This window comes from Streptomyces sp. NPDC008086, from assembly GCF_042957325.1.
Lineage (GTDB): Bacteria > Actinomycetota > Actinomycetes > Streptomycetales > Streptomycetaceae > Streptomyces.
In genome coordinates this window covers 706,019-727,545 of the sequence record NZ_JBIBIA010000003.1, presented here as the reverse complement: position 1 = coordinate 727,545, position 21,527 = coordinate 706,019, and the positions used below count along the sequence as shown (strand labels likewise).

Annotated in this window: 17 protein-coding genes; 4 read left to right on the top strand and 13 right to left on the bottom strand. The window is 70.2% G+C overall.

The window, feature by feature from the left end; genetic code table 11:
- The first annotated feature begins 18 nt into the window (after window positions 1-18).
- Window positions 19-1,455: an aldehyde dehydrogenase family protein gene (locus tag ACFZBP_RS13445; protein WP_391412746.1), complete on the top strand. Its 1,437-nt coding sequence runs from the start codon at window positions 19-21 to the stop codon at window positions 1,453-1,455.
- A gap of 45 nt (window positions 1,456-1,500) precedes the next feature.
- Here the strand turns inward: ACFZBP_RS13445 and trxA are convergent, their stop codons facing one another.
- Window positions 1,501-1,887 carry a thioredoxin gene (gene trxA / locus ACFZBP_RS13440; RefSeq protein ID WP_383442471.1) on the bottom strand — a complete coding sequence of 129 codons (387 nt, stop codon included), beginning with the start codon at window positions 1,885-1,887 and terminating at the stop codon, window positions 1,501-1,503.
- 131 nt (window positions 1,888-2,018) lie between these two features.
- On the opposite strand from trxA, the gene ACFZBP_RS13435 reads away from it, so the two are divergent.
- Window positions 2,019-3,452 (top strand): FAD-dependent oxidoreductase, encoded by a 1,434-nt coding sequence (locus ACFZBP_RS13435; protein ID WP_391412743.1) that lies wholly within the window; start codon window positions 2,019-2,021, stop codon window positions 3,450-3,452.
- Between the two features lie 96 nt (window positions 3,453-3,548).
- Here ACFZBP_RS13435 and ACFZBP_RS13430 read toward each other — a convergent pair whose 3' ends face one another.
- Both ACFZBP_RS13430 and ACFZBP_RS13425 read right to left on the bottom strand, forming a co-directional pair.
- Window positions 3,549-5,141: an ATP-binding cassette domain-containing protein gene (locus ACFZBP_RS13430; protein WP_391412741.1), complete on the bottom strand. Its 1,593-nt coding sequence runs from the start codon at window positions 5,139-5,141 to the stop codon at window positions 3,549-3,551.
- Between the two features lie 176 nt (window positions 5,142-5,317).
- Window positions 5,318-5,962, bottom strand: coding sequence for a peptide deformylase (locus ACFZBP_RS13425; protein WP_391412739.1), 645 nt, complete (start codon window positions 5,960-5,962; stop codon window positions 5,318-5,320).
- Between the two features lie 159 nt (window positions 5,963-6,121).
- On the opposite strand from ACFZBP_RS13425, the gene ACFZBP_RS13420 reads away from it, so the two are divergent.
- Window positions 6,122-7,519: a PepSY domain-containing protein gene (locus ACFZBP_RS13420; RefSeq protein ID WP_391412737.1), complete on the top strand. Its 1,398-nt coding sequence runs from the start codon at window positions 6,122-6,124 to the stop codon at window positions 7,517-7,519.
- A gap of 22 nt (window positions 7,520-7,541) precedes the next feature.
- On the opposite strand, the gene ACFZBP_RS13415 is transcribed toward ACFZBP_RS13420, so the two are convergent.
- Together ACFZBP_RS13415 and ACFZBP_RS13410 are read right to left on the bottom strand one after the other, a co-directional pair.
- Window positions 7,542-8,048, bottom strand: coding sequence for a MarR family transcriptional regulator (locus tag ACFZBP_RS13415; RefSeq protein ID WP_391412735.1), 507 nt, complete (start codon window positions 8,046-8,048; stop codon window positions 7,542-7,544).
- The gene (locus ACFZBP_RS13410) at window positions 8,045-8,554 is read right to left on the bottom strand and encodes a MarR family transcriptional regulator (RefSeq protein WP_391412733.1); all 510 of its coding nucleotides are present in this window, start codon (window positions 8,552-8,554) and stop codon (window positions 8,045-8,047) included. Before ACFZBP_RS13410 ends, ACFZBP_RS13415 begins: the two co-directional genes overlap by 4 nt.
- A gap of 113 nt (window positions 8,555-8,667) precedes the next feature.
- Here ACFZBP_RS13410 and ACFZBP_RS13405 point away from each other — a divergent pair, with 113 nt between their 5' ends.
- Window positions 8,668-9,633, top strand: a complete 966-nt coding sequence (locus ACFZBP_RS13405) for a pirin family protein (protein WP_391412731.1) — start codon at window positions 8,668-8,670, stop codon at window positions 9,631-9,633.
- Window positions 9,634-9,660: 27 nt separating this feature from the next.
- On the opposite strand, the gene ACFZBP_RS13400 is transcribed toward ACFZBP_RS13405, so the two are convergent.
- From ACFZBP_RS13400 to ACFZBP_RS13365, 8 genes are all read right to left on the bottom strand, one after another.
- Complete coding sequence (locus ACFZBP_RS13400) at window positions 9,661-10,512, bottom strand: MBL fold metallo-hydrolase (protein WP_391412729.1); 852 nt, start codon at window positions 10,510-10,512, stop codon at window positions 9,661-9,663.
- A 142-nt stretch (window positions 10,513-10,654) separates the two neighbouring features.
- On the bottom strand, window positions 10,655-11,968 hold the full coding sequence (locus ACFZBP_RS13395; RefSeq protein ID WP_391412727.1) for an RICIN domain-containing protein: 1,314 nt from the start codon (window positions 11,966-11,968) through the stop codon (window positions 10,655-10,657).
- A 347-nt stretch (window positions 11,969-12,315) separates the two neighbouring features.
- On the bottom strand, window positions 12,316-14,247 hold the full coding sequence (locus ACFZBP_RS13390; protein ID WP_391412725.1) for a glycosyl hydrolase 53 family protein: 1,932 nt from the start codon (window positions 14,245-14,247) through the stop codon (window positions 12,316-12,318).
- An 86-nt stretch (window positions 14,248-14,333) separates the two neighbouring features.
- The gene (locus tag ACFZBP_RS13385) at window positions 14,334-16,529 is read right to left on the bottom strand and encodes a family 43 glycosylhydrolase (RefSeq protein WP_391412723.1); all 2,196 of its coding nucleotides are present in this window, start codon (window positions 16,527-16,529) and stop codon (window positions 14,334-14,336) included.
- 4 nt (window positions 16,530-16,533) lie between these two features.
- Complete coding sequence (locus ACFZBP_RS13380) at window positions 16,534-17,883, bottom strand: right-handed parallel beta-helix repeat-containing protein (protein WP_391412721.1); 1,350 nt, start codon at window positions 17,881-17,883, stop codon at window positions 16,534-16,536.
- A 149-nt stretch (window positions 17,884-18,032) separates the two neighbouring features.
- Window positions 18,033-18,902 (bottom strand): GDSL-type esterase/lipase family protein, encoded by an 870-nt coding sequence (locus tag ACFZBP_RS13375; RefSeq protein ID WP_391412719.1) that lies wholly within the window; start codon window positions 18,900-18,902, stop codon window positions 18,033-18,035.
- A 34-nt stretch (window positions 18,903-18,936) separates the two neighbouring features.
- The gene (locus tag ACFZBP_RS13370; protein ID WP_391412717.1) at window positions 18,937-19,965 is read right to left on the bottom strand and encodes a GDSL-type esterase/lipase family protein; all 1,029 of its coding nucleotides are present in this window, start codon (window positions 19,963-19,965) and stop codon (window positions 18,937-18,939) included.
- A 111-nt stretch (window positions 19,966-20,076) separates the two neighbouring features.
- Window positions 20,077-21,135, bottom strand: coding sequence for a glycosyl hydrolase 53 family protein (locus tag ACFZBP_RS13365; RefSeq protein ID WP_391412715.1), 1,059 nt, complete (start codon window positions 21,133-21,135; stop codon window positions 20,077-20,079).
- Between the last annotated feature and the right edge of the window lie 392 nt (window positions 21,136-21,527).

Below are 21,527 nucleotides of genomic sequence, written 5' to 3'. Positions count from 1 at the left end.
ATCGAACGGAGAGTCGCAATGCCGTTGCTCGACCCGAAGGCCTGGCAGTCCAGCTCCCTGTCGGGACAGGAGTACACCGTCACCGAGCCCGCCACCGGCGACACGCTCGGCACCGTCACCCTGGCCGGCGCCGAGGACGTCGCCCCGGCCGCCGAGGCCGCCCGCGCCGCCCAGGCCGAGTGGGCGCGCGTCCCGCACTTCGTACGCGCCGCGGTGCTGCGCAGGGCCGGTGACCTGTTCGCCGCGCACGCCGACGAACTGCGCGAATGGCTCGTCCGCGAGTCCGGTTCGATCCCCGGCAAGGCCGACTTCGAGCTGCACGTCGCCTCCCAGGAGTGCTACGAGGCCGCCGCGCTCGCCTCCCGCCCGGCCGGGCAGATCCTGCCCAGCGAGGCGCCCCGCCTGTCGTACACCCGTCGGGTCCCCGTCGGTGTCGTCGGTGTGATCGCGCCGTTCAACGCCCCGCTGATCCTCTCGATCCGCTCCGTCGCCCCCGCCCTCGCGCTCGGCAACGCGGTGATCCTCAAGCCGGACCCGCGCACCGCGGTCTGCGGCGGCCTGGCCCTCGCGGCGATCTTCGCCGAGGCCGGCCTGCCCGAGGGGCTGCTGCACATCCTGCCGGGCGGCCCCGAGGCGGGCCAGGCGCTGGTCGCCGACCCGCGGGTGCCCGTCATCTCCTTCACCGGGTCCACGGGTGCGGGCCGGGCCGTCGGCGAGGCCGCCGGACGCCATCTCAAGCGCGCGCACCTGGAGTTGGGCGGCAACTCCGCCCTGATCGTGCTGGAGGACGCCGACCTCGACGCGGTGATCTCCACGGCCGCCTGGGGCTCCTTCTTCCACCAGGGCCAGATCTGCATGACGACCGGCCGCCACCTCGTCCACCAGTCGCTCTACGAGGAGTACGTCGAGCGCCTCGCCGCCAAGGCCGACTCCCTCGCCGTCGGCGACCCGCACCGCGCCGAGGTCCACCTCGGCCCGCTCATCGACTCCGGCCAGCTGAGCAAGGTGCACGACCTGGTGGAGGCCAGCCGGTCCCGGGGCGCCAAGCTCGCCGCGGGCGGCACCCACGAGCAGCTGTTCTACCGGCCGACCGTGCTCGCCGGCGTCGACGACCAGACCCCCGCGTACGCCGAGGAGGTCTTCGGTCCCGTCGCACCGGTACGCCCCTTCGCCACCGCCGACGAGGCCGCCGCCCTGGCCGCCGCGAGCTCCTACGGCCTCTCCCTGGGCATCGTCACCGGGGACGCCGCCCGGGGCCTCGACCTGGCCGAGCGGATCCCGACCGGCATCGTGCACATCAACGACCAGACCGTGAACGACGAGGCCGTCGCGCCCTTCGGCGGCATCGCCGCCTCCGGCACCGGCGCCAGGTTCGGCGGCGAGTCCAACCTGGAGGCGTTCACCGACGTGCGCTGGACGACGGTGCGTGGTGACGTGGCGGCGTACCCCTTCTAGACCTTCCGGACCTTCCGGACCTTCCGGATCCCGCGGATCGCGGCGCTACTGGCCGTTCTGCTCGCCCTGCGCCTGCTGAGCGGCCACGGCCTTGTGGACCTCGTCCATGTCCAGCTTCCGGGCCTGTCCGATGACGTCCGCGAGGGCGGCCTCGGGCAGGGCACCCGGCTGCGCGAACACGGCGACACGGTCGCGGACGATCATCAGCGTGGGGATCGACTGGATACCGAACGCCTGGGCCAGCTCCGGCTGCGCCTCGGTGTCGACCTTGCCGAACACGAGGTCGGGGTTCTCCTCGGCGGCCTTCTCGTAGACCGGGGCGAACTGACGGCACGGCCCGCACCAGGACGCCCAGAAGTCGATCAGGACGAACTCGTTGTCCGTGACCGTCTCGTCGAAGTTCTCCTTGGTGAGCTCCACGGTGCTGCTCATGGCGAATTCCCTCTTCCTGGTGTGGGGGCGAAACCGTCGGCGACAACACGACCGTACGGCCGCGTATTCCGGTGTATCTCCGCGCGCGTACCCGTGTGGCCACGCCGCACACCACCCGTAAGACTGACCCCATGACGGAAACGGATTCCATCGCGTACGACGTCGTGGTGCTCGGGGCCGGGCCGGTCGGGGAGAACGTCGCGGACCGCACCCGTGCGGCCGGCCTCTCCACCGCGGTCGTGGAGAGCGAGCTGGTCGGCGGCGAGTGCTCGTACTGGGCGTGCATGCCCAGCAAGGCGCTGCTGCGCCCGGCCATCGCCCAGGCCGACGCACGCCGCCTGCCGGGCCTCGCCCAGGCCGTACAGGGCCCCCTCGACGCGGCCGCTGTCCTCGCCAGGCGCAACGACTTCACCTCCGACTGGCACGACGACGGACAGGTCCAGTGGCTGTCCGGCATCGGCGCCGACCTCTACCGCGGCCACGGCCGCCTCACCGGACCCCGCACCCTGGAGGTGACCGGTCCCGACGGGGAACGGCGGGTGCTGACCGCCCGGCACGCCGTCGCCGTCTGCACCGGCAGCCGGGCCGTCCTGCCCGACCTGCCCGGACTCGCCCTGATCAAGCCGTGGACCAGCCGCGAGGCCACCGGCGCCCAGTCCGTGCCCGGCCGACTGGTCGTGGTCGGCGGGGGAGTGGTCGCCACCGAGATGGCCACGGCCTACCAGGCCCTCGGCTCCCGGGTCACCCTCCTGGTCCGCGGCAAGGGCCTGCTGAACCGCATGGAGCCCTTCGCCGGCGAACTGGTCGCCGAGGCGCTCACCGAGGCCGGCGCCGACGTCCGCACCGGCACCTCGGTCGAGTCGGTGACCAGGGAGAACGGCACGGTCGTGGTCGTCACCGACCACGGCGACCGGATCGAGGCCGACGAGATCCTCTTCGCCACCGGGCGCGCCCCGCGCACCGACGACATCGGCCTCGACACGGTCGGCCTCGCGCCCGGCTCCTGGCTGGAGGTCGACGACAGCCTCCGCGTCAGCGGCAGCGAATGGCTGTACGCGGTCGGCGATGTCAACCACCGCGCCCTCCTCACCCATCAGGGCAAGTACCAGGCCCGCATCGCCGGCGCGGCCATCGCCGCCCGCGCCTCCGGGGTCCCCCTCCTCGAATCCGACCCCTGGGGCGCCCACGCCGCCACCGCCGACCACGCCGCCGTCCCCCAGGTCGTCTTCACCGACCCCGAGGCCGCCGCCGTGGGTCTCTCCCTCGCCGAGGCGGAACAGGCCGGCCACCGCGTCCGAGCCGTCGACTACGACCTCGCCTCGGTCTCGGGCGCCTCCCTGTACGGCGATGGCTACCGCGGCCGCGCGCGCATGGTCGTCGACCTGGAACGCGAGATCCTCCTCGGCGTCACCTTCGTCGGCCCCGGCGTCGGCGAACTCATCCATTCGGCGACCGTCGCCGTCGCCGGCCAGGTACCGATCAGCAGGCTGTGGCACGCCGTCCCGTCGTACCCGACGATCAGCGAGGTGTGGCTGCGGCTGCTGGAGTCGTACCGCGACAACTGAGGTCGGCTCACCGCAGGCCGAGGCGCCCCCGCCGGGCACGGGACGGGCAGGGGCGCGCTACGGCGGGGGCACACGGTCACGCGCGCCGCGCCGGCGTCAGCGGTGCCGGGACGCGACCAGCTCCAGATACTCCTCGCTCCACAGGTCCTCGTCGGCCTCCGGCAGCAGCAGTACCCGGTCCGGGCGCAGTGCCGCGACGGCCCCCGCGTCATGGGTGACCATGACGATCGCGCCGGGGTAGGTGCCGACCGAGGCCAGGACCTCCGCGCGGGAGGCCGGGTCGAGGTTGTTGGTCGGCTCGTCCAGGAGGAGGACGTTGGCGCCGGAGTGGACCAGGCCCGCGAGGGCGAGGCGGGTCTTCTCGCCGCCGGAGAGGGCCCCGACGGGCTTGTCGGCGTCGTCGCCGGTGAACAGGAACGAGCCGAGCACGCGCCGTACCTCACCGTGGCCGAGATGCGGGGCGGCGGACGCCAGGTGCGCGCCCACCGTCAGGTCCGGGTCCAGGGTGTCGTGCTCCTGGGCGAAGTAGCCCAGCCGCAACCCGTGTCCGTGGACCACCCGGCCACCGTCCGGCTCGTCCTGCCCGGCGAGGACCCGCAACAGGGTCGTCTTTCCCGCCCCGTTGGGGCCGAGGACGACCATACGGCTGCCCCGGTCGACCGCGAGGTCGACGCCCCGCAGGACGTGATGGCCGCCGTACGACTTGGTCAGGCTGACGGCGCCGAGCGGGATCCGGCCGCAGGGCCGGGGCTCGGGCAGCCGGATCCTGGCCACCTTGTCGGCGCGCCTGGCCGGTTCGAGGTCGGCGAGCATGCGGTCGGCGCGGCGGTTCATGTTCCGCGCGGCCACGGCCGTCGACACCCGGGCGCGCATCTTCTCGGCCTGGGCGCGCAGCGACGCCGCCTTGCGCTCGGCGTTGGCCCGCTCGCGGGTCCGCCGCCGCTCGTCGGCCTCCCGCTGGGCGAGGTAGGCCGCCCAGCCGGTGTTGTGCACGTCGATCGTGGCGCGCCGCGGGTCCAGGTGGAACACCCGGTTCACCGTGGCGTCGAGCAGGGACGTGTCGTGGCTGATCAGCACGAGCCCGGCGTGATGGTCCGTCAGAAACGTGCGCAGCCAGGCGATCGAGTCCGCGTCCAGGTGGTTCGTCGGCTCGTCCAGCAGCAGGGTGCCGTGCTCCGCGAACAGGATCCGGGCCAGCTCCACCCGGCGGCGCTGCCCGCCCGACAGCGCGCCCAGCGGCTGGTCCGTCAGCCGGGCGGGAAGCCCGAGGCCGGCGGCCACCCGGGCCGCCTCGGCCTCCGCGGCGTAACCTCCGGCCGCCTGGAACCGGGCCTCGGCCCGCACATAGGCGTCCATGGCCCGCCGCGTGCCGTCGGCCATGGCCTCCTCGGCACGGCGCAGGTCCCGTACGGCCCGGTCGAGGCCCCGCGCCGACAGGATGCGGTCGGTGACGGTGACCGTCGGGTCGGCGGCGCGGGAGTCCTGGGGCAGATGACCGACCTGGCCGGTGCGGGTCACGGTCCCGGCGGCCGGGGGCAGCGCGCCCGCCAGGGTGTTCAACAGGGTGGTCTTTCCGGCGCCGTTGCGGCCGACCAGGCCGACGCGGTCGCCGGGGGAGATGTGGAAGGAGATGCCGGACAGCAGCAGACGCGCGCCGACGCGCACGTCGACACCGGTGACGGTGATCATGAGAAGACGCTCCGAACAAGCGAACCGAACAAGCAAGAGGACACACGGGTGGCGTGGAAGCGGGTCCTCGGCTAGGAAATTCGGGGCGTCGACATGCGGTCAGGGTAGCGAGGGTGCTGGTGCGGGCGCCGCTGATTTATCGACGGCGCCGTCCGGCGGGGCGGCTGGGCGCCCGGTCACGGCAGGTCGAAGCCGAGGGCCCGCGCCGCCTCGTCCGGTACCGGCTGGGCCCAGCGCTCGGCGGCGGCCTGGTTCGAGGAGAGGGAGCGCAGCTCGGCCCGGTCCAGGTAGAGCATGCCGTCGAGGTGGTCCGTCTCGTGCTGCACGATCCGGGCGGGCCACCCCGTGAACACCTCGTCGACCGCGCGCCCCTGCTCGTCCTCACAGGTCAGCCGCACCTCGGCGGCCCGGGCCACCACCGCCTGATAGCCCGGGACGCTCAGACAGCCCTCGAAGAACGCGGCACGCTCGCCGCCCACCGGTTCGTACGACGGGTTCACCAGCACCCGGAACGGCTGCGGCACCCGTCCGCGAGCCAGCCGTACCTCCTCCGGCACCGGCGCGGGATCCTCGATCACCGCGATCCGCAGCCCCACCCCGACCTGCGGAGCGGCGAGACCGACGCCGGGCGCCGCGTGCATCGTGATCCGGAGGGCCTCGACGAAGCGGGCCAGCAGCGCGGAGTCCAGCTGGCCGTCGAAGGGTTCCGTGGGACGCCGGAGCACCGGGTCCCCGGCGGCCACGATGGGCAACGGGCCCTCGGCGGCGAGGAGTTGCTCGACCTGTTCGGCCAGGGGCGCGCGATCGTTCGGTAGTGCCATCGCGCCAGGATGCCATGGCCCCCGCACCACTGCCCGACTGCCTTGTGACACACGTCACTTGAGATGGCGGGAACTCGACGGTCCCTCCGCCCGACTACTGGACCGCTACAGCACACAACCGTCCCCGCTCCCCACTCCCCACTCCCGGAGAAGCCGCCGATGTCGATCGCTCCCTCGACCACCCCGGAGGAGGCGACGCAGCCCGACGCCCCCGCGTCGCCCAGCAGATGGGCGCCCCTGCGCCCGCTGATCCTGCGTCTGCACTTCTACGCCGGAGTGCTCGTCGCGCCGTTCCTGCTCGTCGCCGCGGCCACCGGCTTCCTGTACGCCGGAGCGTTCCAGGCCGAGAAACTCGTGTACGCCCACGAGCTGACCGTCCCGGTCGGCGACGCGAAACTGCCGATATCCCAGCAGGTCGCCGCCGCGCGCGAGGCCCACCCCGAGGGCACGGTCTCGGCCGTACGGCCCTCACCGGAGGCCGACGCGACGACCAGGGTCATGCTGTCCGGGGTCAAGGGCGTCGACGCCGACCACACGCTGGCCGTGTTCGTCGACCCGTACACCGCGAAGGTGCGCGGCGCCCTCGAACAGTACGGCTCGACCGGCGCCCTGCCGCTGCGCACCTGGATCGACGAGTTCCACCGCGACCTGCACCTCGGCGAGAACGGCCGCCTCTACAGCGAGTTGGCGGCCAGCTGGCTCTGGCTGATCGCGGGCGGCGGCCTGGTGCTGTGGTTCTCCCGCCGCCGGGCCCTGCGCAAGGTGCGGGGCACCAGCGGACGCCGCCGCACCCTCGGCCTGCACGGCACCGTGGGCGTCTGGGCCGCGATCGGCTTCTTCTTCCTCTCCGCGACCGGCCTGACCTGGTCCGCTTACGCCGGCGCCAACATCGACCAGCTGCGCACCGCCCTCGGCCAGGCCACCCCGTCCGTCTCGGCCTCGTCGGGCGGCGACCACGAAGGCCATGGAGGCGCCGCCGGCACGGGCGGTAGCGGCGAGCACGGCGTGGGTCTCGACAAGGTACTGGCGGCCGCGCGCGCCGAGGGCCTGGGCGACCCCGTGGAGATCGTGCCACCCGCCGACTCCTCGTCCGCGTACGTGGTGCGTCAGGTGCAGCGCAGCTGGCCGACGAAGCAGGACGCGGCCGCGATCGACCCGTCCACCGGCGCGGTCACCGACGTGGTGCGGTTCGAGGACTACCCGGTGCTCGCCAAGCTGACCCGCTGGGGCATCGACCTGCACACCGGTGTCCTCTTCGGCCTGGTCAACCAGATCGCCCTGATGCTGCTGGCGCTCTCGCTGATCGTGCTGATCGTGTGGGGCTACCGCATGTGGTGGCAGCGCGGCCGCGGTTCCGCCTTCGGCCGGCCCATCCCGCGCGGTGCCTGGCAGCAGGTGCCCCCGCAGGTCCTGGTCCCGCTGGTGGCGGTCGTCGCCGTGGTCGGCTACTTCGTACCGCTCCTCGGCATCTCACTGGCCGCGTTCGTCGTCGTGGACGTGATCCTCGGCGAGGTGGCCCACCGTCGGGGCAGGCAAAAGCCCGCGGAGGCGAGCTGACCGCTGTTCTGCCTTCCTTCCGTCACTGGGCCAGGGCCGCGAACTCCGCGTCGGCCCGCTCGGTGATGAGCCTCAGCACGCGTCCGGCGACGGCGAGATCCTCCGCGGGGATACCGGCGTAGACCCGGGCGGTGATGGGGGCGGTCTCGGCGGACGTCCGCTCGTACAGCTCCCGTCCGGCGTCCGTGATCCGCACCAGGGACGGCCCCTGGGCGGCCAGCGCCCCGGCGCCGATCAACTCGTCGACCACGGACCGCGCGTCCGCCGCGTCGATCTTCAGCGCGCCGACGACACCGCCGACGACGTGCTCCCGCTCGACCGGCCCGTCGGCGACGGCCACGAGCCGGAGGGTGACGGACTGCTGGAACGTCGCGCCGTGGCGGGCCAGCACGTTCTCCAGAAGGGCTCGGCTCGCGTAGTGGGCCAGGGCGATGACCCGGGGGTTGAGCGGGGGAGTGGTAGTGGCCGTGCTGGTGCTGGTGCTGGTGCTGGTGCCGGTGCTGGTGGTCGTGGTCGTCGTGGCGGTCATGACTGCTCCTTGTCGGACTCGCCGTCCAGGGCGGACGGGTCGAGAGGGGCAACGGGGTCGAGGGACACGTCGAGCAAGGCGGCCAGCTCGCGCCGGAACTCCCGGGTACGCGCGCTGTCCAGGCCGCCGAGCGGCGTGAGCAACTGCTCCAGCAGCCCTTGCACGACGTCGATCGCCTGCCGGGTCCGCTCCAGGCCCGGCTCGGTCAGCGCCAGCTGCACCGCGCGCGGGTCGCGGGGATCCCGGGTGCGCTCGACGAGGCCGGCGCTCTCCAGGGCGCGCGCCAGCTTGGAGACGTACAGCGGTTCCAGCCCGGTGTGGTCGGCGAGGCGCCGCTGACTGGGGCGCTCTCCCTCGCGCTGCATGCCGTACAGCGAGGCCACCAGCACGTACTGGGCGTGGGTCAGCCCCAGCGGGGTCACGGCCCGGTCGACCGCGACCCGCCACTTCGTCGACAGGCGCCACACCAGGAAGCCGGGTGAGGCGTGCTTGGATCCCTTGCGCATGATGAATACCGTACATGGCTACTATATACATGGCTACTATTTTCCGGTGCGCATCGAGACAGCCGCGGGTGACGGACTGACGTGGCGGCCCCGGCAGGGCTAGTTTGGGCGGCATGAGCAATCTTGATCGCGAGGCGGTGCCCGCCGTCTGCGGCGGCCGCGGGTTTGTCGTGGCAGAGCCCGTACGCGAACTCCTCAGCCCTCGCCGGGTCCAGCTCGGCGAATCCACCGAAGTCCGCCGCCTGCTGCCCAACCTGGGCCGGCGCATGGTCGGCGCCTGGTGCTTCGTCGATCACTACGGCCCCGACGACATCGCCGACGAGCCCGGCATGCAGGTGCCGCCGCACCCGCACATGGGCCTGCAGACGGTGAGCTGGCTGCACGAGGGCGAGGTGCTGCACCGGGACTCGACGGGCAGCCTCCAGACGATCCGCCCGCGCGAACTGGGCCTGATGACCTCCGGCCGCGCGATCAGCCACTCCGAGGAGAGCCCGAAAGCCCACGCGCGCCTCCTGCACGGCGCCCAGCTGTGGGTCGCCCTCCCGGACAGCCACCGCCACACCGAGCCGCGCTTCGAACACCACTCCGAGCTGCCGGTCGTCACGGCGCCGGGCCTGCGGGCCACGCTGATCCTGGGCTCCCTCGACGGCGCCGCCTCACCCGGCACCACCTACACCCCGATCGTCGGCGCCGACCTCTCCCTCACCCACGGCGCCGACGTACACCTTCCGCTGGACCCGGACTTTGAGTACGCCGTCCTGTTCATGTCCGGCGAGGCCCACGTCGACGGCGTACCGGTCCTGCCCGGCTCCATGCTCTATCTCGGCTGCGGCCGCACCGAACTCCCGCTGCGCGCCGACTCGGACGTCGGCCTGATGCTCCTCGGCGGCGAGCCGTTCGAGGAGGAGCTGGTCATGTTCTGGAACTGGATCGGACGGTCGCAGGAGGAGATCGTGCAGGCTCGTCAGGACTGGATGGAAGGGTCCAGGTTCGGGGAGGTGAAGGGGTACGACGGGGATCCGCTGCCTGCTCCTGCGCTGCCTCAAGTGCCGCTCAAGCCGCGCGGAAGGGCTCGCTGACCTGCAGGAATGACGGGCTGGTGACAGTCAGTCGGCCGTCCTCCGTAGTCCCTCACAGGTCTTCTTGCGGGTGCTGTGCGGGTGGGTGTGGTGTAAGCCGGATCGGCTGTGCAGTGCCCGTCGAGGGTATGTCCATCTGTGGGTGGCTGTGGCAGGACACTTGCTAACCCCGGGGCCGTCTGGCGGGGGCAATGAGGGGTCGAGCTCCCGGTGGACGGTGTGCACGTTGACGGCGAGGCGTTCGTTCTCGTCCAGGTCGGCGAAGTGGCCGAGGCGGATGTCGCGGGCCGCGTTCAGGGCGGGCATGCCGGCGGTGAAGCGGGCGGTGGCCTGCTCATGGACGTATTCGGGGTAGTCGCGGATCTCACGGACCGTCTCTGCCCCGGCGAAGACGATGTCGCCGGTGTAGGCGGTCCGGGCCTGCGGCACGTGCACGATGGTGTCCCCGGCGCTGTGCGCGGGGCCCACGTCGACGAGGCGGACCTCGGTGCCGGGGACGTCCAGGACGGTCTCCCCGTCGAGGATTCGGGTCGCGAGGGCGGGTTCGATGCCGGTGTAGTCGAAGCGGCCGAAGATCCTTCGCGCGAAGTGTCCGGCAGAGCTGTCCATGCTGGTCAGCGCCAGCATCTCGGCCGGGCCCACCTGCCGCATGTCCGCCACGGACCCGCGGGCCGCGAAGATCTCGGCGTGGGACACGAGCTGGTTGCCGGACCAATGGTCGCCGTTGCCGTGGGTGTTGACCACGGTGGCGATCGGTGCCGGAACGGTCAGTGGCGCCAGCGCGTCGAGCATGGCCGCAGTCAGCCGCAGGTCGTAGAGGGTGTCGACGAGCAGCGACTCCCCCCGCCGGTGATCAGCCCGGCGTTGCTCATGCCCCATCCGACATCGCCCGCGATCCATGCGTAACAGCCATGTCCTAGCTCGGTACAGCCCGTCTGGGATGTCACGGAGAACTGTCGGCGCCCATGCCGGGACACCGCCCGGCCCTGTTGCCCGAGCGGTGCCCGACGACATGTCCCGGTCAGACGCGGCGGCGGGTGAAGCGCTGGTTGGGGTTGCCGCTGTAGGTCCACTGGGAGATGCGGGCGCCGTCGGCGGTCGAGTACTCCCAGACATCCATCGCCAGGCCGGATTCCCGGTTCACCAGGCTGATCACGCCACCGCCGTGGTCGACCACGCGCCACTGCTGACTGGTGGCACCGGTGTCGGGCTGTTGGAGGACGTCCGCGCCGGTCGCGGTGCCCGTGGGCTGGAGGAACAGGCCACTGTGCAGTGCCTTGACGCGGACGTGGCCGTTACCGGCGTCGACGAACTCGAACTGCTGGTTGGGGCGGCTGCTGGTGGTCCGCTGGACGAGCTGTGCGCCGGCGGCGGTGGAGGCCCCGTTGATCTCGGCGGCCTTGCCGCTGTGCTGGGCCAGCAGGGTGTAGAGGCCCGGACCGCCGGGCGAGTCGCCCAGTTGGGCTTCCCACCTGGTGTTGGACCCGGACGCGTCAGCCGGGAGGCGGTCCCGGGCGGCGGTGTCGCCGTACATGGTCCAGCGGGCCCAGTCGACGACGGTCCTCGGGAAGCGCTGGTCGCTCCAGAAGCTGGTGTGGCTGCCGCCGACGAAGGTGAGGAACGCCTTGGGCCAGGTGATCTCCGAGTACGCCTGCCGGGCCGAGGAGTACTGCGTGGTCGAGTCCCGGTCGCCGTGGACGAACAGGACTTTGGCCGAGACCGAGCTGGACGGGTTGCCCATGTCCACGCAGGACTGGGGGTTGGCGGAGATGATCCGGCTGTCGGGCCAAGAGGTCAGCAGACCGTGGGTGACCATGCCGCCCAGGGAGTGGCCCGAGACGCCGACACCGATGCCGGTGTTGATGTGCCCGGCCAGCGGTCCGCTCGCGTTGAGCGCGAGGGTGTTGGTGAGGATCTGCGAGACGTCCTTGGAGGTGTTGCCGTTGTTGACGTCGCCGAAGTTGTGGTTGAAGTGCGGGGCGGGGACGACGAAGCCCGCCGAGGCCAGGGCCCGGATGATGAACAGGGAGTTCTGCGGGCTGCTCCCGAAGCCGTGGGTGAAGTTGTGGACGGGGAAGACACCGCCCGCGACCGGGGCGTTCGTCACCGGTGCGCCACCGGGGGTGCCGGTGGCGGGGTAGTAGACGTAAGTGGTGCACGGGCGGCTGCCGCGGGTCCAGTTGTACCGGCGCACGCCGACCGCGAACGGCGTGGTCGGCGCGGTGTCCAGTGGCCCGGCGGCGGCCGGTGCCTGCCCTGCGCCGAGCAGTGACAGGCCCACGCCCGTCGCTCCGGCGGCGCTCATGCTGAGGAATGTCCGTCGTCGCATGGTCATGGTGACTCCTTGAGTGCGGGGATGGGGGAGCGTTTGGCGTTCGGCTGGTCCCGTTGCCGGGTGCGTCCCGTCGGCGACAGAGGCCAGCAGGTCGACGGGGCGCACGGCGCAACAGCGGGTGTGGGTGCTCCTGCCACCTGCGAGGGGCGGCAGGAGCGGCGTGCGGTTGGTCGGGCGCACCGGATGTCGGGGTGAGTGTGGCCGTTCCGGTCGAAAACGGCCTGGTTTCCCCCAGGCGCTGCCGCAGTTGTTGCTGTCGGCCACCGAGCGAGCGGAGCACTGCTGTGAAGCGTGATGGTGTCGCCGGTGCCGTCGTGGTCTCGGCGGCGCGGCGTCGGTGAAGCAGGCTATGAGGTGGTCACGTCGTGTTCGCCGTGGCGGGGCATGACGTCGATGACCGCCGTGACCGGTCCTGTGCCGGTCGTCCCGGTGACTGTCACCTCACCCGGCCTGTCGGTCGCGCCGGGCGGCAACGGCTGCCAGCGGACGGGGACACGGGTGATCGTGTTGTTGGCGGTGGTGAGCATGTGGAGGGAGGAGGGCAGCTTCGGGGCGGCTCCCACCACGGTGGCGGTGTGGACGGTGTCCTGGAGGATGTGCTTGGCGCGGCTGGCGTTGAAGACGTTGATGGACGCGTGCGGCTCCCATGTGTTCGCCAGTCCGGGCACGGCCCGGAACATGGGCTGGTAGCCGGCCGGTTCCCACACCAGGACACCTGAACCTCGGTTGTCGACCACGTCGTTGGCGGCCTGGAACACCCTCCGGATCGCGTCCGCCTGCCCCTGAACGGTGCGCGGGTACGGCGAGTTGGGCAACGGCGAGCCATCGCCGCCCGATGCGGGGTATGCGGTTTCGGCGATGTCGATCTCGTAGCCGGGGTGGGTGGTGGCCATGGTGTTGAGGTTGAGATCCAGCGCCTCGGGCGTACCGTGCCATTCCGGGTAGTACGAGATGGCCAGCACATCGGGGTTCTGACCCTTCGCCTTCACCCGGGTGAGGAACTGGTGCCAGAACTCCATGGTTTTGGCGAGCATGTCCTTGTCGACGATCACGTGTATCTCGACCTTGGATGTCGGTGACGCGTCGCGGACGGCCTTGATCCCGGCCGCGGCCAGGGTGGTGAACCGGTCCCACGACTGGTCGTAGAGCTGCCGCTCCGCCGGGTCGGTCGACCGCCAGTACTTCCACAGCAGGCCACCGCCCGGCTGCGACTGGTAGACATCGGCCTGGTCGACGAAATACGGCGGATCCGTCGTGCCGATGTCGGCCGCCTCACTGCCGTACATGAAGCCGTTGATGATCTCGTTGCCGACGGCCACCTTTTCCGGCGTGGTGCCCTGCCGGATCAACCGCTTCAGATAGTCGGCGGTGAAGTCGTACACGGCACGGGACAGGTCCGCGAACTCCAGCTCGGCCCAGGCGCGTGGTTTTGGTTGCTTGCTCGGGTCCGCCCACGAGTCCGCGTAGTGGAAGTCGATTCCCAGGCCCATGCCCCGCTGCTTGATCGACTTGGCAGAGGCCAGTGAGCGCTCCGGGCCCTGGCGCGGTATCGGTGTCGGTTGGCCGGTGCTTTCGCTGCGCGGCTCGTTCCATATCCGCAGCCGGGTGTGCTGCATGCCACGGTCCTTGGCCACGTCGAGCAGGTGTGGCCCGGCGCCGCGGTCTTCGGCCAGGGGGTCGACCCAGTACCGCTGGTCCTGAACGTCGTCCATCCAGGACAGATCGGCGCCGAGGGTGAGGTCGTCGCGCAGGTAGTTGAAGACCTGGAGCTCGCTGACACCTGCCCGGGCACGGCCCGGCCCACCGGTGAAGGTCAGCCGGACGAAGCGCGTTGCCGGCCGGGTGAACAGGTGCACCTCCCCCCGCGACACGGCTCGGTTGTGGGATCTGTCGGCGAGGGTCTTCCACCGGCGACCGTCGGATGAAGCCTCGACGACATACCGGTGGGCCACGCCACGGTCCGGGAAGAGCACCTTGACCTTGCGCAGGTTGTCGTAGGTTCCACCGAGGTCGACGGTGAGCCACTGACGGGCGCCGGCACGATTCGGGCGCCAGGACGTCGCCGGGTCGCCGTCGACGGCGAGACGGGCGTTCGACGAGGCCGTGGCGGCCGTCGCCGAGGCCCAGGGCTTGGCACCGATATTGCTCTCGATCGGCTTGATGTCCGCGGTTCCGAAGGTCGCGTGGGCCGGGGTGGGCACCATGAGTAGATGCGCGGACACCATGGTGACCAACGTCGTCGTGACCGCGATGGCGCGGGGCAGACGCGTTCTGCTCATGTCCTTCTCCTGACGATGTCACCTACGGGCGGCATGGGCTGTTCCTTACGCTCTGCCGGTCGAGGAGACCGGCAGAGCAGGGGATGTCAGCCGGCCGCGGGGCCGACATCGAGGTAGTCGACGTTGGGCAGTCCGGCTGCCGTGGTCGGATCCAACCGGATGGTGTTGCTGCCGGCGTTCAGCGGGACCGTCACGGTCTTGGTCGTCCACGTCGTCCACGCACCGGTGGATTCGAACGAGACGGTCCCCACCGTGGATCCGTTGACGACCAGGTTCGCCGGCCGCGCACCGCTGCTGGAGCCGTTGGCGAACCGGACCGCCACCGTCGCCGTACCAGCGGTCGCCGGGGTCACCGTGAACTGCGCGTAGGCCCCGGCGGCGGCAGTGCCGTTGCAGAACCCGGTACCGGAATAGCCCGCTTGGTTCGAGTCGATCGTGCCCTGGCACACCGCCGGCGCGGTCTCTGCCTCGTAACGCTGTCCCGATGGTGCGTCGGCAGAGGTCTTGACCAGTGAGAGCTGGTCGACGGTGACGCCGCCCGAGCCCGACGCCCGCACGGTGACGGTGGCGGCCCCGCCGGGCAGCTCGATGCCGGTGAGCTCGCGCTTGGCCCAGCCGCTCGACGACGGGATGCCGAGGGTGCGTTGGCTGCCGTTGGCGCCGGTGATCACGACCTGTCCGGCGCTACCCCGAGCGTGCAGGGCCAGGGTGTAGGTGCCTGCGGGCACCGATGCGATCCGCTGCTCGACGCCCCCGCTGTTGCTCACCTGAAGGGCGAAGCGAGACCCGTTCACACCACCGTTGACGTTGGTCACCGAACCGCCGAGGTTCCGCCATCCCCGTACGCTGGAGACGATGATGCGATCGGCCTGGATGTCGGGGTTGAGGATGTAGTTGTTGGCCGGCCCGACACGCCACTCTCCGGTCGTGGCGTTGAACTGCCACTGGCTCACCGAGTGGAACTGCGGCCTCGCGCCGGTCTTGGTGATCGGCACCCACTGGTTGTACCCGATGCCGTTCCAGGCGAAGTCGGCCCAGCGGTCGCCGGCGTAGATCACCGTGTTCTGCTTGGTGCCCTTGACCGTCACGAAGAAGCCGGTCTGGGTCACGTGGCTGTAGTCCATCTCGGTGCCGGCGAGGACGTACTCGCTGCTGTACGAGCCCTGAACGTTGCTGCTCGTCGACTCATTGATGTAGTTGACCGAGGTGTTCCAGCCGTGCAGGTCCGACGCCGCGTGGTAATACCTGCCGTCGAGTTTGAACATGGCGTTGCCCTCGCGACCGGCGCCGCGGCGGATCTCCACGCCTGGCTCGATCCGCAGCGAGTCGGACTCCCGGAACTTGGCCACGAAGCCGCGCGACCGCCCTTCGCGGTTGGAGAAGATCAGGTAGTCCTTGCCGTCCTCGTCGGTGAAGACGGTCTGGTCTCCGGTGCCCGTCGTGGGCGAGTTGGTGATCTGGGTCTGGAAGTAGCCGTAGTCGAAGGTGTCGGTGGGTGAGTCGCCCTGCAGCAGCAGAACGCCGTGCCCGCCCCTGCCCGTGTGCCACATCTGCACGGCGAGCACGTACTTGCCGGTATTCTCGTTGTACGAGACGCCGAGCCGCCCGACCCATCCCGCACCACCCAGGTTGGCGCCGCTGCCCACGCCGGTGGAGCGCGTCGCGACGCGGTTCTCGAACTTCCAGTTCACCAGGTCCTTGGACGAGTACACGGGGATCGAGACGAAGCTGACGTTCCCGTCGTACTTCCTCGTCGGATTGGCCCGGTAGAGCTCGGCGCCGGTGTAGTGCACGCCGTACCAGTAGTAGGTGTCGCCGAACTTGAAGACCCCGCCGCCCTGCGAGTAGATGGGGTTGCCGCTGGTGTCGTTCCAGAAGGTGTTGTTCGTGATGGTCTGGAACGTGCCCTCGTCAGCGGCTTTCAGATCGGCGGCGGCGGTCATCAGTGCCGTCTTCGCGTCGGCGACGTCCGACGTGGTGGCCGAAGTGTCGCCGGCCACCTCGGCCGCGGCGGTCAACGCCTTGGCGAAGGGCTTCCAGGAGTCAGCCGTGTATTTCGTCGGAGTGCGCGTCTGGTAGTCGGACACCAGGGACTCGAGGCCGCGATCCACCACCGGTCCAGCAGCCGCCCCATGGTCCTGGAGCTCCGCTGCCTGTCTCTGCGGCGCGGATGTCTCCGCCGCGGCGGTGCTCGCCGAGAGCGGCGCCGCCGACGCCACGGACAACAGGGTGGCGGCGGCCACCTTCCAGAACTTCGAGACGACACGCGATCGTTGCCTCAAGACGTCACCTTCCGTCACTCTCAAAGGCGCCGAGATCCGGCGCGCTTCCGTTGAAGGGCAGTCCCACGTCGGTGCCCTTGTCGATCAGGGCACTGTTCGCCGCGAGACGGAGGTGGGGCAGCACGGGCAGGTTCCCGTCGGCCTGGCGGGGCGCGTCCCAGCCGGACGTCGAGACACTGCGGAACTGGGCGTCCGACAGGGGGACGCCGAGGTTCCAGGAGTTGTACGCGGCGTTCGTGCCGCTCATGTTCGACGTCGCCGTTCCGGTGTAGGCGATGTTGTTACGCAGGTTGCCCCGGCCGATCGCGGCGCCGCGCGAGTCGATTCCCAGCATGTTGAAGTTGGGGTGGTTTCCGTAGCCGGTGTTGTTGAAGAAGTCGTTGGCCACCGGGTGGTGGTTGGCGTAGAAGCCGGCCGCCTTGTTGAGGAAAGCCACCGAGGAGCGGACGGTGTGCTTCGGGGCGTTGGCCTGGTAGTCGCCCCCGTAGCCGCCGGACTTGAAGCCGGCTCCGTTGCCGGAGGGCGTCGTCGTCCCCGGCACGTACCCGTTGCGCCAGGCCCACGAGTTCTCGATGAGCACGGGCGAGTAGGTGGAGATGAGGTCGAACCCGTCATCGGCGTTCCACCACGCGCGGCAACCCCTGAACACGTTCGCTCGGCTGCCGGCCGGTGTGTAGTGCGAACCGAACCCGTCGGCGTTCTCGCCGGGCCCGTCGACGCTGCGCGGGTCGTAGTTGTCGTGCGCGTCCGAGTTGAGGACGAGGTTGCCGGCCCCGCCGCTGATGAACAGGCCGGTACCCATGTGGTGGTGGGTGTTGATCTGCTCGAAGACGTCGTTGCTGCCGGAAACCCAGATTCCCCAGGACTCGGCGTTGCGGTTGTTGTTCTGGGGAACGCCCTTGACTTCCAGTCCTTTGAGGTGGATCCAGCTGCCGGTGACGTTGAAGCCTTTGATGCGGCAGTTGTCCGTCATCCGCGAGAAGTCGAAGACCGGCTTCTCGCCCGGCTGGGCCCAGTACCGGATGGGGTTGCCCGAGCTGCCGCTCTTGTTGAGGGCGATCGCGTCGACCTTGGCGGTCTGGCTCGAACAGGCGCTGTTCGCGCGGGTGTAGGCGTAGGTGCCGCCCCGGAAATACACCGTGTCGCCCGCCTTGGCGACGGCTTGTGCACGGGCGATCGATGCCCAAGGAGCGGCCTGCGTACCTGCTGCTCCGTCGTTCCCGTTCGGGGCGACGTAGTAGGTGTTTCCGGCCGCCGCGGTGCTCGCGGACGCCGAGCCGGGGGTCATGGCGACGGAACTCGCCATGACCAGCGAGAGCAGAAGGGCAGGGGTGCCGAACTTCGCGGTTCTCACGGCGTCATCTCCCGAGTAGATCGTCTTCGTGACACTGACATGGACGCGTGTCCCACCTTCCGAGTGAGCGGCCCACTCCCTGATCGCTCGGGCGGGGGCCGAACCGACTTCGCCTCCTGTCACCACCGGTTCGCGCCCACCGCCGCGTGCTACCTGAGATACGCGGCGAGCGGGAGGTTCTGGCGGCGCACGTCACCGGCGACGAGCCCGGCGATCCGCTGGGCGCCGTAGGTGTCGAAGTGGGTGTGGTCGTTGCAGAAGAAGGTGCCCAGGGGACCGCTGCCCCCGTAGTCGCCGTTGTTCGGGCAGAAGCGCAGGCTGTTGTAGAGCGAGACGCTCAGCGACTGCAGGTCGACGACCGGCGCCCCGGTGGCGGATCCGACGGCGAAGGTCTCGTTCACGAAGCCGCGGTTCTTCGTCGCGGTGCCGCCGGAACAGGTGATGGCCGCCACCGGGGTGAGCAGTACCGGGTGCGCTCCCCGGGCGAGGGCGGCCTGCACCATCGTGGTCATCAGCTGCCGGTAGCGGGCGGGGCCGACGTGCCGGGGGCAGGTCGAGGAGGAGTCGTTGATGCCGAACTGGATGAAGAGGTAGTCACCGGCCTTCATTCCGGTGCTCGAGTTCAGCATCGCCTGCCAGCGGGACGAGTACGTGGTGGACGTGAGGCGGCACTCACCGTCCGAGCCCTTGGTGCCGCTGACGTTCCCCTCGTACAGCCAGGTCTGGATGCTGCGGCCGCCCACGGCCTGGTTCCTGACGGTGACGTCGTTGTTGAACAGGGCGTCGAACTGGCTGCCCCAGCCGACCGGGCACCGGCCGGAGCTCGGGTTGGCCATGGTGGAGTCGCCGGCCAGCCACACGGTGACCGGTGCGGCGGCCGCCCGTGCGGCCGGGGCCTGGGCGCGGGAGGCACTGGTGCAGTTCGTGGCGACGCGGTCCGCCGCGGATGCGGCGCTGACACCGAGGCTCGACAAGGCGATCACGAGCACGGTCGTGATGAGAATCCGTAAGTCCCTCAACGGGTCCCTCCTTGGGACTGGCGCCGGGCGTCGGTCAGCGCAGGTACGCGGCCAGGGGCAGGCGCTGCTCGCGGATGCTCTGGAGCACCAGCCCGCCCATCTGGCTCGCGCCGTACTGCGAGAAGTGGGTGTTGTCCGTGACACCGTCGACGGATGAGCGCAGGAAGAGCTGTGCGGAGGCGGACGGGCCGAGGGACTCGACCAGCGTCTTGCTCTTGGTGGTCAGATCGATCACTGGTACGTTCTGCGCCGCGCCGAGCGAGCGCATCTCGGCGGGCAGGTTCACGCCCACGCCGTTGACATGCAGCGCCGTTGCAGTGAGCCGGCTGCCGTTGAACTGCCGGCGGACCGGCGGGGTCACCAGAACCGGGACGCCGCCCTTCGCACGGACCTGCGTGATCATGGAGGTGAGATTGCTCCTGAAGGCCGACGCGCTGGTCTGCTTGTCGTTGTGGCCGAACTGGATGAAGACCGCGTCGTGTGCCTTGACCTTCGCCAGCAGCGTCGGCAAGAGCGCCGAGTTCCTCAGGAAACTGCCCGAACTCTCCCCGGAGTCCCCGTAGTTGGCGATGGAAGCTCCGGGACCCACCGCCGGCGTGATCATCTGGCCCCATCCCGTGTACGGGGCCACGGGCTGGTCGCACACGGTCGAGTCACCGGCCAGGTAGGCGACCAACGGCTGGGTCGCCGGTTTCACCGAGACGGCCGACACCTGCGGGTTCGTCCCCGCGAACCGGATGTCCAGACCGGGGTTTCCGGTGCCGCCCTGGCCGGTCGGCTGCCCTTCCGGCTGCCGCACGTTGACCGTGAACGAGTACGTGGCGGCGGCACCGGCCGCCGTCTTCGTCGCCGGAAGCATCAGACGCCGGGCCTCCACCCACATGTCGGTCTCGGCGGCAGTGGCACCACCGATGGAGACCGTCACGTCGTAGTTGCCGGGGGAGACCGCGTAGTGACACTTGATCGGCGCGGTGCCGGAACAACCGGCCGGCAGTGCCCGCGTGGCGGCATCGGCATGCGGCGCACCGGTGCCGACCAGCGTCGCAAGGGTCAGCAGACCCACTGCTCCCAGCCTGACCCCGTGCCCTTCGAGAGGCAATGTCATGTCCATTACAATCACCAATCCCACTTCTCGGCCGGAGAGTTGCCCGGGTTGAGGTCCATGGCCGGTCGCTCAGGCCTGGGTGAAGCCGTTCATGATCGCGGTGGGCCGCTTGCTGGAGGAATCCCAGGCGCCCATGTTGTAGCCGGTGAACGGGGACATGCACTCCGGCTCCCAGTAGAAGATGCCCTGCCCGCCGTTGGCCTTGAGGGCCTTGATGTAGGCGACCAGCGAGGCCTGGGTGGCGGAGACCCGGTCCACCCGGCCACCGAACTCGCTCTGCAGGAACGGTTTGCCGTAAGCGGCGGAGATCTTCTTCATGTTCGCCACGATCCCGGGGGCGAGGTCGGCACTGCCGTAGGACGAGAACACCGACATGTCCCACTTGCCGCCGCTCGCCGCGAAGCGTCTGAAGAACGTCGTCATCACGTCGTACTTCTGCGGTTGGGCCAGGTGGATGCACACCGTCGAGTTCGGCGACACTGCCTTGACCTGGTCGTATGCGGCGTTGAGCAGCCCAGTCATCTGCGCCCCGTTGGAGACGCTGCCGACGGGGCGGCAGATCCCGCTGTTGATCTCGTTGCCGATCTGGACCCAGGTGGGGAGCACGTCGTTGCTCCTCATGACCGTCATGGTCTGGTTCACGTACGTGCCCATCGCGGTGCGCATCTGGCTGTAGCTCATGTTCCGCCAGGCCGCGGGCGGGTTCTGCACGCCGACGGAGTTCCAGGTGTCGCCGAACATGTAGTCGAGCATGATCGACATGCCGGCGGCCTTGACCCGCTTGGCGAAGGCGGCGACCTCGTTGATGCCGCAGTGCCCGTTGGCCGGGTCGTTGGACGGGTTGACGAAGGTGCGCAGGCGTACCGCGGTGATGCCGTATCCCTTGAGAATGGTCAGCAGGTCCTGGGTCTGCCCGCCGGCGTTCTTCCAGGAGTAGCCGCGCGCCTCCATCTGAGGTGCCCAGCTGATGTCGACGCCCTTGACGAAGCTCGCCGCGGCCTCGGCGGGAGTCTCGAGTTCGGCGAACGCGACGGCGGTGGCGAGCGCTCCGGCGGTGGCTGTGGTGGCCTTGAGCAGGGTCCGCCGGCTGATGGGCCCGGCAACTGGTGTGGGGGGTTGCGGGAACATGGTCGGTCCTTCCTTCCGTCGGCCGCGGGTGAGACGTCGCGGGCGGGCGGAGAGCGGGTCAGTGAGAGACCTCCAGGAGCGAGGCGGGTGCGGGGGCAACTTGCCCTCAGACCCCTGGAGTTCGTGTAGCCGCGTGCGATCCCAGCCGATGCGCCTCTCACGGAGGGGTAACGACTGAGGCTGGAGTGCTTACGAGTGGCACATGTCGAAGGGGGCGGCCTCGGCGTGCCAGGGCGCTCCTCCGGGGCGGGACTGTGAACGATCCCAGAGGTGGTGCGACGGAAGTGCGCAGTCACATCACAACGAACTTGAGGTGCATCACGCAGCTTCTCGATCGGGCACGAAGCTGTCAACCATTGTTCACCAATCCACGGAAGAAGAAGTGCGATCCT

Bases quoted from the DNA above. Each gene is read 5' to 3' on its own strand.
- ACFZBP_RS13445 (WP_391412746.1), top strand. From the start codon at position 19: ATGCCGTTGCTCGACCCGAAGGCCTGGCAGTCCAGCTCCCTGTCGGGA.
- trxA (WP_383442471.1), bottom strand. From the start codon at position 1,887: ATGAGCAGCACCGTGGAGCTCACCAAGGAGAACTTCGACGAGACGGTC.
- ACFZBP_RS13435 (WP_391412743.1), top strand. From the start codon at position 2,019: ATGACGGAAACGGATTCCATCGCGTACGACGTCGTGGTGCTCGGGGCC.
- ACFZBP_RS13430 (WP_391412741.1), bottom strand. From the start codon at position 5,141: ATGATCACCGTCACCGGTGTCGACGTGCGCGTCGGCGCGCGTCTGCTG.
- ACFZBP_RS13425 (WP_391412739.1), bottom strand. From the start codon at position 5,962: ATGGCACTACCGAACGATCGCGCGCCCCTGGCCGAACAGGTCGAGCAA.
- ACFZBP_RS13420 (WP_391412737.1), top strand. From the start codon at position 6,122: ATGTCGATCGCTCCCTCGACCACCCCGGAGGAGGCGACGCAGCCCGAC.
- ACFZBP_RS13415 (WP_391412735.1), bottom strand. From the start codon at position 8,048: ATGACCGCCACGACGACCACGACCACCAGCACCGGCACCAGCACCAGC.
- ACFZBP_RS13410 (WP_391412733.1), bottom strand. From the start codon at position 8,554: ATGCGCAAGGGATCCAAGCACGCCTCACCCGGCTTCCTGGTGTGGCGC.
- ACFZBP_RS13405 (WP_391412731.1), top strand. From the start codon at position 8,668: ATGAGCAATCTTGATCGCGAGGCGGTGCCCGCCGTCTGCGGCGGCCGC.
- ACFZBP_RS13400 (WP_391412729.1), bottom strand. From the start codon at position 10,512: ATGGGGCATGAGCAACGCCGGGCTGATCACCGGCGGGGGGAGTCGCTG.
- ACFZBP_RS13395 (WP_391412727.1), bottom strand. From the start codon at position 11,968: ATGACCATGCGACGACGGACATTCCTCAGCATGAGCGCCGCCGGAGCG.
- ACFZBP_RS13390 (WP_391412725.1), bottom strand. From the start codon at position 14,247: ATGAGCAGAACGCGTCTGCCCCGCGCCATCGCGGTCACGACGACGTTG.
- ACFZBP_RS13365 (WP_391412715.1), bottom strand. From the start codon at position 21,135: ATGTTCCCGCAACCCCCCACACCAGTTGCCGGGCCCATCAGCCGGCGG.